We start from the raw sequence: 10420 nt of genomic DNA, 5'->3' as shown, positions 1-10420 counted from the left end.
GTGGGTAGTAGTAAGCACGCTTATCATCTTTATGCTGGTATTTATAAGAATACCAGAAAAGTAGGATTTGCGTGATCACAAACACGATACCGATTACGATCATGGTAGTCCAGAAAAGACTATCAGTCCAGGCCCCATGCACAGAGGCAAGCGGCTGGTTCATGTTCTCCCATGAATCGGCAAAAGACCAGGCAAAAGCCGCACCTCCACCAATCAGGAAGAGGAGCAGCAACAGGCTGTTTACTTTGTTACTTGTTTTGGTGGTTCCGACAGCACGCTGTGTCGATCCTCTAAAGATGGAGGCTAGCGTCCCGATCCTGAATAAAAGGAACAGGATAACTAATAACAGGACTATGGATAAACCTATGGCGAACGTAATCATTATATAACGCTTTTAGTATGATCTCTAAACATGATGGTGAACACTTTCTTCCAGGAATGGATGATTTACCGGCACCAGCGAAGCTTTAGCCAAACCTTTTGTAAAGGTAAGTAAGAATACACCCAGGAAAATAAGAGTAGTTCCGATCTCAATAAATCCAATAGTTGCATCAGTACGCATTGTACCTGGCATCATCATCAGATAGAAGTCTAACCAGTGACCAATCAGAATTGCAATCGTAACGATTTTGAGCATGATCATCTGACGCTTCGCATCTCTTGTCATCAAAACAAGGAACGGGAATGCAAAGTTTACAATAAGATTAGTAAAGAAAATCCACTTGAAGTGTCCGCCATTACCACCTAATCGCTCAATGAAGTAGATTGATTCCTCAGGAATGTTTGCATACCAGATCAGCATGAACTGAGAGAACCAGATGTACGTCCAGAAGATAGAGAATGCAAATACAAACTTGCCTAAATCGTGCAGGTGGTTTGCATTAACCATTTTCAGGTAACCATTCTGCTTCAGGATTATTACTGTCAATGTGATTGCTGCCAGACCAGATACCCACCAGCTTGCAAACACATACCAGCCAAACATAGTAGAGAACCAGTGTGTGTCGATTGAAAGTACCCAGTCCCATGCTGATGTAGAAGAAGTAACGCCGAATACTACCAGGAACATCGCAGAAATACGAATGCTTTTGTGATAGTAAGAAGTACCACCATTCAGGTCTTCATTCAGTGAGTTTCTTCTCAACCAGTTGAAGAAGAGTATCCAAAGAACGAAGTAAGCAATCATTCTGATCAGGAAGAACCAGAAATTCAAATAAGGGGCTTTACCAGCGATGATTGGGTCATATCGCTCGTCGTTCAGATCGTAAAGGTAGTCATGCGTCCAGTGGAAAATATCATGACCACCTAGCAGGAACACGATCAGCATTACAGCACCACCTATTGGCAGATAGTAGCCCAATGCTTCAGGTATACGCTTAATCAGTACAGACCATCCGGCATAGGCCACATACTGTACCGCAATGAAAAATACACCTACAAGTGCTATACCTGTGAAGTATACGTTATTTAACCAGAGATTTACATAGAGCCTTTTGAGCCAGGAGGCTGCTTCATGGCCAGCTGCTGCTGCTTCCCCATGCCCTTCAGCATGATGCGCATCGCCTCCGCCCATGGCAGCAATGATGATTCCAGCTATAAGTAGTACAACACCTATAGCTATCATTAAGAAAAACTTGTTATTCGTTTTTCTGGAAATGATGAGTCTTTCTTCTGTCATTATCCTTGTGATATTATGCCTTAGACTTAGTTATTAGGTGTAGTACCTGATTCTTCTGTAGTTTCTGTTTCATCAGCTGCAGGTGCCGGTGCTTCACCGCCCTGTAACTGCTGCACATACATTACAATTTTCCAACGTTCAGTCGGGTTAACCTGTGAACCATGCGGCATCATACGACCACGTCCGTTTGTAATAACATGGTAAATATGACCTGCTGGAAGTTCGGCAACACGCCCTGCTGAATAGGATGGTACACCTTTGAATTTCTGTCCAACCAAACCTTGGCCATCACCCTGGTCACCATGGCATGAAGCACAAAAGCGAGTGTACAATACCTGGCCTTCTGCTAAGTGCTGGTCATTGTATTCGAGTGGATTTTTCAGCTCAACACCAGCTACTTCAGCCTCGTCTTTCGACAGGTACATGTTATAACCCATTTTGCCACGGGCAACTGTACCTTGAACAGGCTCACGCATGTTCATTCCGCCCGGGTTATAAAGGTTCTCTTTTACCTGAGAGTATGGATCCAGCGGTATAGAGTGATACATGTCTGGAGCAAACTCAAGACCTGGATCTTTTTCATTGCTACAGGCTACCAGCATAGCGCCTGTGAATAGTACGGCAGAGGCTTTAATACCTAAATTTAATAGACCTTTCATTATTTGATTACCTCCTTCTCGTTAACTTCAATTGCGCCGTTAGAACGAAGTAGATCGTTCAATGCATTCATATCAGTCACACCTTCTGTAACCTCAATCGCCATTACAAACTTGTCGTCTGTAGAGCGTTTGTCAAAAACATTCACCTTAAAAGAAGGCTTCAGCTTTGTGACGATGAAGAAGGTGATCACCATACCGAATGCAGCGCAAAGAACGGTAAGTTCAAAAGTTACAGGAATAAATGCTGGTATAGCGATGTGCGGTTTACCACCAATGATCATTGGCCAGTCGAAACCCAGCATCCAGATCTGCATCCAGAGGGCGAAGGAAGTTCCGAACAAACCGCAGAAGAATGCTACGATTGGAAGTCTTGAACGCTTGATACCTAATACATCATCAATACCATGGATTGGGTATGGCGAAAAAACTTCGTAAATTTTAGTACCGGCAGCCCGGACGTTCTCGATGGCCTGCAGCAGGACATCCTCATCATCGTAGATACCTAGAACGAATTTTTTAGTCATTGCTATGGATGTGTATTAGTGTGCGAATCCTTATCAGTACCGTGCATTGTACCATGTGGGTGGTGTTTCACTTCTGAAGAAGACTTCAGAATTGATTTTACCTCCGCCATGTTCACTACAGGGAAAAACTTGGCAAACAGAAGGAACAGTGTAAAGAATAGACCGATTGTTCCTACATAGATACCAATGTCGATGATGGTTGGAGAGAACATTGCCCATGAAGATGGAAGGAAGTCTCTGTGAAGTGATGTAACGATAATTACAAATCGCTCGAACCACATACCAATGTTCACGAAGATCGTGATGATGAAAGTAGCGGTCAGACTTCTTCTGATAGTTCTGAACCAGAATAGCTGCGGTGTAATTACGTTACAAGTCATCATTGCCCAATATGCCCACCAGTAAGGACCAGTAGCACGGTTGATGAAGGCGTATTGCTCGTATTCCACACCTGAGTACCAGGCGATGAAGAATTCTGTGATATAAGCCACACCTACGATAGAGCCTGTCAGGATGATTACCTTGTTCATTGACTCTACGTGCTCCAGTGTGATGTAATCCTCCAGTTTGAATACTTTTCGTGTGATGATCATCAACGTAAGTACCATCGCGAAACCGGAGAAGATCGCACCTGCCACGAAATATGGAGGGAAGATAGTCGTGTGCCAGCCTGGGATTACTGAGGTTGCAAAGTCCATCGATACGATCGTGTGTACAGAAAGTACCAGTGGAGTAGCAAGGCCTGCAAGAATCAGGGATACAGTCTCATATCGAGACCAGGCTTTGGCGGAACCAGTCCAGCCGAAAGAAAGGAATGCATATGCTCTGCGGGCGATTGGTCCGGTTGCTCTGTCGCGGATGGTAGCAAAGTCAGGAATCAGACCGATGTACCAGAATACAAGCGATACAGAGAAGTAAGTGGAAATCGCAAAAACGTCCCAAAGGAGCGGCGAGTTAAAGTTAACCCAAAGTGAACCAAATGTGTTTGGCAGTGGAAGTACCCAGTAGGCCAACCAGGGACGGCCCATGTGTAGCACCGGGAACATCGCGGCACAGATTACAGCGAAGATCGTCATCGCTTCTGCTGCTCGGTTAATAGAAGTTCTCCATTTCTGACGGAACAGGAGAAGGATAGCTGAGATCAGCGTACCGGCGTGACCGATACCTACCCACCATACGAAGTTGGTGATATCCCATGCCCAACCTACAGTTTTGTTAAGTCCCCACTCCCCGATACCGTACCAAAGTGTACGGTAAGTGGAGTAGATGAAAATAGCCAGACCTACAAGAGCTACAGCAAGGGCAGCGGCCCAACGTGCGTTGGGCTTGGCCTCCACCTGTCTGCAGACATCTTCGGTGATATCGTGGTATGTTTTACCCCCCGTTACCAGAGGCTCTCTTATCGGAGATACGTGCTGCATAGCGCTATCTAATTTATAAATTAAGCTAAGTTTCTAATTTTTGTCAGGTAAGTCACGTTCGGCTGTACGTTCAGTTCTTCCAGTACGTGGAAGGCACGCTCGCCTTTCTCACGGGATAGCAACTGAGATACACGGCTCTTTGGATCCAGCATGTCACCGAAGACAATCGCATCTGTAGGGCAAGACTGGGCACAAGCCGTCACGATCTCACCGTCCACTGGTCTTCTGTTCTCACGCTTGGCTTCCAGTTTTCCTAGCTGAACACGCTGCACGCAGAACGAGCATTTCTCCATAACACCGCGCGAACGAACTGTTACGTCAGGATTCAACACCATCTTACCAAGGTCGTTGTTCATGTTAAAGTCGAACTTATCGTTGTTAGCGTAAGCAAACCAGTTGAAACGACGAACTTTGTAAGGGCAGTTGTTTGCGCAGTAACGTGTACCTACGCAGCGGTTGTAAGCCATCTGGTTAATACCCTCAGAGCTGTGCATTGTAGCAGCTACCGGACACACAGTCTCACAAGGAGCGTGGTTACAGTGCTGGCAAAGCATCGGCTGGAAGATAACACTTGGATTCTCCGCCGGATCCTCCATAGTCTTGTAATCTTTCTCTTCGTGCTCCACTGCGCTATAGTAGCGGTCGATACGCATCCAGTGCATTTCGCGACGGTTTAGTACCTCCTGCTTACCTACTACCGGAATATTGTTTTCTGCCTGGCAGCTCACTGTACAGGCTCCACAGCCAATACATGAGTTCAGGTCGATCACCATGCCCCAGTGGTGGTTTTTGTACTCGTAATCTTCCCAAAGAGAGATAGCAGCAGGCTTTGCCGGACCTTCGTGCGTAGCAATGCGTACATATTCCGTTACCTCTTTCGGATTTTTCTGATAGTTCGCCAGTGTATTTTCCTGAACTACCAGACGATCCATAATTGTATGGTGCGTCTGCATCTGGGCAATCTCTACAGTAGAGCCTGTTTTCTCCAGCTGTACAGCGCCTACAAATAGGATAGCGTTATCAGCTACCGTAGCGATAGGGAAGGCATTAGCACCACGACCTTTGGCTGTTGGCATAGAGTCTAGCTCACGGCCGTAGCCCATGGCTATACCCACTGTACCTTGTGCTTGTCCTGGCTGGATCAGCGCAGGAAGCTCAAGTGTTTTACCATTCGCATATGTTACCTTCAGCACGTTACCTTGTACTACACCCATTTCCTCTGCCATGCGGCGAGGCATCGTTATGTAGTTATCCCAGGTAGCTTTTGAGATCGGATCAGCCATTTCCTGCAGCCAAGGGTTGTTAGCCTCAGAACCTGTACCGATTGCAACTTTTTCGTAAACAACAGCCTCAATTCTGCCACCTGCAACTGCTCTTGGAGCTCTGCCAGCTGCATCAGAGACTGTCATCGTGCTTGCATTACCTGTGTTAAGAGCCAGCATACTTGTGCCGTTCTCCATTACGCCATCGTGCACAGCTTTCTCCCACTGCTCGTCTGTGTTTGCAGCGCCTTTTCTCCAGTTGTTGCGGATGTAATCGTAATAAGATGTGTTGTTTCCGCTCCAAGCCAGTAAGCTGTCCTGTACCTGGCGTGTCATAAAGATTGGGCTGATTACTGGTTGTGCCAGACTCAGGAAGCCTCTCTTCGGCTCGTAGTCGTTCCAGGACTCCAGGTAATGGCTGTCTGGTGCTACGTAGTCTACAAGCGCAGCAGTCTCTTCCACTCTTTCTGCGAAGGAAACTTTCAGTCCAACTTTAGCCAGTCCAGTTTTTACTTGCTCAGCAAGTGGGTGATCGTATACTGGGTTTGCATTGTAGAAAAACACTGCTCCTACACTGCCATTGTTCATTTCTTCAATCAGACGCAGCATCTGCGCATCGTTACCCTGCTTCAGGAAATATGGAGAAGCTGTATCGATGGTAGTACCTTCTGCACCAATTGTTTTGTTGATAGCTGTAACCAGCGTCTGGACAGCCGGGTCATTTGATCCTGATACTACCAGAGCACGTCCATTATTTGCACGCAGGTCTCTGATCGCATTCTCAAGCGCTTTCTTATCAACGTTAGCCGGAGCATTTACGCCTTGGCCAGACAATCCGTTATAGATCGCTGTTACGATCGCCAGTTCTTCAGAAGGCTTGATCGGAACACGCACGTCAGCATTGGCGCCAGTCAACGACATAATTGTCTCAAACTGGTAGTGACGTGACATATTTGGCTTGTCAGCAGATACTTTTCTGTTTTGGATGTATTGCTTAGCGAAAGGAGTCGGAGCAATCCAGGTTCCCAGGAAGTCAGCGCTGATACTTACAATAATATTAGCTCGGCTGAAGTCGTATCCCGGAACAGTGCCACCGTTTGCGCCAATCAGTGCAGAAGCAGAGTTGGCATCATACACTACATGTTCAAAATTACTCAGTCTTGAACCAAACTCATTGATAAGCTGCTTGGTTGAAGGGCTGATCACTGTAGAGGAAACGAAAGCTACTTTGCCATTCACATTTGAAAGAGCGGCACGTATCTCGCTGTCTACCTGCTCCCATTTAGCCTCTTTGCCTTTGATAAGCGGTGTACGCAGTCTGTTGTTGTCGTACAGGCTAAGCACAGATCCCTGAGCTTTAGGGCTAGTACCCATTGGGGTTAATGTTGAGCTTGGGTTTGGCTCTACTTTAATTGGACGGCCTTCACGTGTCTTAACCAACACGCTATTATAGTCACCGCTGTTATAATAAGTAGTAGCATACCAGTTTGCCACTCCTGGCTCAACATCAACCGGCTTGTTCAGGTATGGAATTGCCTTTCTTACAGGAGCTTCACATGAAGCCAGTGTAGCGGCAGCCAGACCAAAACCTAGCAGTTTTAGGAAGTCCCTTCGTGGAGCAGTCATACCAGTTGACTCGCTTTCGCCTTTGGCTTCGTTTATCGGCAGGAATTCTGGAAACTCGTTATGAGCGTTTTTCGCGAATTCAGGAGTATTTTCAAGCTCCTCTATTCCTTTCCAGTATTTTATTCTGTCTTGCATATTATATCTAGAAAACTCGAATCCTTAATTTTTAATAATTAGTAGTGGCACTTAGAACACTCTGCACCACCGTTTGATGACACAGTGAAAGCACTCTTCGTTGTTGACTCGTGCAATTTCACCAGGTTGTCATAATATGCATTTCCTTCTGTGTTAAGAGGAGTTTCACGGTGACAGTCAATACACCAGCCCATGGTCAGCGGTGAGTACTGATACACCACTTCCATCTCCTGAATAGGACCGTGGCAGGTCTGGCACTCTACGCCACCCACCTGTGTGTGCTGGGCGTGGTTGAAGTAAGCCAGGTCAGGCAAGTTGTGAATACGCACCCATTCGATAGGCTTATTACGCTCAATAGCTCTGTATATCTTCTGAATTTCAGGTGATTCTGTCTTGATCTGGCTATGGCAGTTCATACAGATATTAGCAGAAGGGATACTGGCACTCTTGCTTTCATAAACAGTAGTGTGGCAGTAGTTACAGTCGATCTGATGCTCGCCTGCGTGCAGCTTGTGCGAGAAGGCGATCGGCTGTGTAGGGGCGTAGCCCTGCTGTATACCGACACCCATTGCTTTGTCAAGAGCCAGGTCCAGCAGCACGATCACAAAGATCAGCACTACCAGCGTACGTACGGCTTTAGACTTATATATCTTAGAGAAGTCGAAACGCTGATTTACAATTTCAGCATCGTACTCGTCAAGTTGTTTGTTCTTGTTCAGGTAGTTCTTTAGTACTGAAGTGATCAAAAGAAGGGTCACAACCAGCACGATCAACACAATGATCAGCACTACCAATACAATATCCAGGTAACCACCAATCGCACCAACTGCATCAGTACCAACGTTTTCACCTGGAGCAGCCTCTGTACCTCCTGCAGGACCAGTGGTCTCAGCTGCGGCAGTTTCAGATGCCTTGATATAGGCCAGCATCGATACAATTTCCTCATCAGAGAAATTGAAGGAAGGCATCGCCTGCTTATTAAACTGGTTGTAAACCGCGATTGCGTCTTTATCACCAGAGGCGATCAAAGCCTGCGAGTTCTTAATCCAGCTGATCAACCAAGGTTGCGTTCTGCGCTCATTGACGCCTTTCAAACCAGGACCAACTACTACATCGCTTCCCACAGAGTGACAAACAACGCAGTTGTTCTTATACAGGGACTCGCCTGCACTTACAATACCTGCATCATCTACAGGCAGACTTGCGCCTTGTGCATAACCTGTAGTCGACACTCCAAAAGAGGCCGCCAAGGCAAACAAGAAGGCAATCAAGAATTTGGTTTTTGCTCTTTGTATACAGCTAATCATAGCCAGGACGCTTGTGTTTAGTATAATGGTGAATTTACTTTACGGGCACAAATCTACTACCTGAAACCCATTAATCAAATATTATATGCTTATTTTTACCCCTATACACAATAACCCATTCAGTACAATCATTCGTAGCGCATTTTCTGCATTATTTTATCAGAATCACCTTTTTTATTTAAAATTATTCTAAATAACACAAGTTTTCCTTCAGCCATTTTGTACCAAATTATCCTATTCTCTCTTGCTTAATCCGCATTCTTTTCAGCATCCACCTTTGAACTCATAAACCACTGATTTTGTTGTCGTTACCACTTATTTAATTTTCATCTCATTTTCTCTCACCTCTCTCGCCCTTTTTCTCAGTTTCAAGTACACCTTATTATATATAGGTTATTCATTATTGTTAAGTCCTACTGTCGTCTGATGTTATTACAATACTCTTGAGTGAGCTGATTGCAATACCTGGTGGCGAAAGTGCTTTTGATCATACATTTATTTTGGTGCAAGTTTTTGTATTACAGAATCATTGCTGTATATTTGCACCCTAAAACAAAAAAATTCTCATAACCAAATGGAATTAAAAAATTACGAAACGGTCTTCATCTTGACGCCTCTGTTGAACGAGACGCAGATGCAGGAAACGGTCGAGAAGTTCAGACAGGTGCTTAAGGAAAATAGCGCCGAAATTATCCACGAAGAGAACTGGGGTCTACGTAAGCTTGCTTACCCAATCCAGAAGAAATCTACTGGTTTCTACCACCTCATCGAGTTTAAGGCTCCATCTACTGTAATTGATGTGCTTGAGCTGGCTTATCGCCGCGACGAAAAAGTTGTTCGCTTCTTAACTACAGCTCTTGATAAGCACGCAATTGCTTACAACGAGCGCAGAAGAAAAGGCGAGTTTAAATCACAGGCTAAAAAAGAGGAGGTTAAAGCATAATGAGCCTAGTTAACGAAAGAGTACACAAACAAGAAAACCGTCAGAAATACTGCCGCTTCAAGAAAAGCGGTATCAAGTATATTGACTACAAAGACGGTAACTTCCTGCTTAAGTTCGTGAACGAGCAGGGCAAGATTCTTCCAAGAAGACTGACAGGCACTAGCCTGAAATTCCAGCGTAAAGTGTCTCAGGCTGTTGCCCGTGCACGCCACCTGGCTATTTTACCTTATGTAACTGATTCTTTAAAATAAGGAGGGACGAACATGGAAGTAATACTTAAAGATGACGTTAAGCACCTTGGTTACAAGAACGATATCGTTTCAGTAAAGCCAGGATATGGCCGTAACTACCTGATCCCTCAGGGTCTTGCAGTTTTGGCTGACAAAACGAACAGAAAAGTTCTTGAAGAAAACATGCGTCAGGCTGCTCACAAAGTTGAGAAGATTAAGAACGATGCACAGGAGCTTGCTAACAATATCGGAGACATCACGCTGGAAATCCCTACTAAAGTAGGTGAGACTGGTAAGATCTTCGGCTCTGTTACTACAACTCAGCTTGCTGATGCTCTGAAGGCTAAAGGTCACGATGTAGACCGCAAGCGCATTTCTTTCGATCAGGAAGTGAAAACTGCCGGCGAGTACACCGCTACACTGAACCTGCACAAAGAAGTGAAGCACCAGATCCGCTTCAATGTTGTAGCTGAGTAGTCTTAGCAATCACATAAAAAAGCGCCTGCCCTAAAAGCAGGGCGCTTTTTTTATTACACCTTTCCGGTTAATTTGCGCTATACCTATACCTATACCTATACCTATACCTATACCTATACCTATACCTATACCTATACCTATACCTATACCTATACCTA

The 10420-nt window shown here is 45.3% G+C and carries 9 protein-coding genes and 1 pseudogene; 3 read left to right on the top strand and 7 right to left on the bottom strand.

Annotation, left to right across the window (positions count from 1 at the left end; genetic code table 11):
* From O71_RS24205 to O71_RS01950, 7 genes and pseudogenes are all read right to left on the bottom strand, one after another.
* Positions 1 to 382: pseudogene (locus tag O71_RS24205) on the bottom strand (cytochrome c oxidase subunit II); the annotation flags it as partial.
* 24 nt (positions 383 to 406) lie between these two features.
* The gene (locus O71_RS01975; protein ID WP_007652676.1) at positions 407 to 1678 is read right to left on the bottom strand and encodes a hypothetical protein; all 1272 of its coding nucleotides are present in this window, start codon (positions 1676 to 1678) and stop codon (positions 407 to 409) included.
* 26 nt (positions 1679 to 1704) lie between these two features.
* On the bottom strand, positions 1705 to 2337 hold the full coding sequence (locus O71_RS01970) for a cytochrome c (RefSeq protein WP_007652674.1): 633 nt from the start codon (positions 2335 to 2337) through the stop codon (positions 1705 to 1707).
* Complete coding sequence (locus O71_RS01965) at positions 2337 to 2861, bottom strand: DUF3341 domain-containing protein (RefSeq protein ID WP_007652672.1); 525 nt, start codon at positions 2859 to 2861, stop codon at positions 2337 to 2339. Before O71_RS01965 ends, O71_RS01970 begins: the two co-directional genes overlap by 1 nt.
* 2 nt (positions 2862 to 2863) lie before the next feature.
* On the bottom strand, positions 2864 to 4282 hold the full coding sequence (nrfD, locus tag O71_RS01960; RefSeq protein ID WP_007652670.1) for an NrfD/PsrC family molybdoenzyme membrane anchor subunit: 1419 nt from the start codon (positions 4280 to 4282) through the stop codon (positions 2864 to 2866).
* A 20-nt stretch (positions 4283 to 4302) separates the two neighbouring features.
* The gene (locus O71_RS01955; RefSeq protein ID WP_007652668.1) at positions 4303 to 7305 is read right to left on the bottom strand and encodes a TAT-variant-translocated molybdopterin oxidoreductase; all 3003 of its coding nucleotides are present in this window, start codon (positions 7303 to 7305) and stop codon (positions 4303 to 4305) included.
* 38 nt (positions 7306 to 7343) lie between these two features.
* On the bottom strand, positions 7344 to 8576 hold the full coding sequence (locus tag O71_RS01950; protein WP_007652666.1) for a c-type cytochrome: 1233 nt from the start codon (positions 8574 to 8576) through the stop codon (positions 7344 to 7346).
* 610 nt (positions 8577 to 9186) lie between these two features.
* Here O71_RS01950 and rpsF point away from each other — a divergent pair.
* From rpsF to rplI, 3 genes are read left to right on the top strand one after another with little or no spacing between them, the layout of a single operon-like run.
* A complete protein-coding gene (gene rpsF, locus O71_RS01945) occupies positions 9187 to 9555 on the top strand; it encodes a 30S ribosomal protein S6 (RefSeq protein WP_007652664.1) in 369 nt (122 codons plus the stop codon).
* Positions 9555 to 9806 carry a 30S ribosomal protein S18 gene (gene rpsR, locus O71_RS01940; RefSeq protein ID WP_007652662.1) on the top strand — a complete coding sequence of 84 codons (252 nt, stop codon included), beginning with the start codon at positions 9555 to 9557 and terminating at the stop codon, positions 9804 to 9806. Before rpsF ends, rpsR begins: the two co-directional genes overlap by 1 nt.
* Positions 9807 to 9818: 12 nt before the next feature.
* Positions 9819 to 10262: a 50S ribosomal protein L9 gene (gene rplI / locus O71_RS01935; RefSeq protein WP_007652660.1), complete on the top strand. Its 444-nt coding sequence runs from the start codon at positions 9819 to 9821 to the stop codon at positions 10260 to 10262.
* Positions 10263 to 10420 lie beyond the last annotated feature (158 nt).

Source organism: Pontibacter sp. BAB1700 (assembly GCF_000277005.1).
Lineage (GTDB): Bacteria > Bacteroidota > Bacteroidia > Cytophagales > Hymenobacteraceae > Pontibacter > Pontibacter lucknowensis.
Note: the sequence above shows the minus strand (reverse complement) of the source record. Positions and strands in the feature narration are given on the sequence as shown.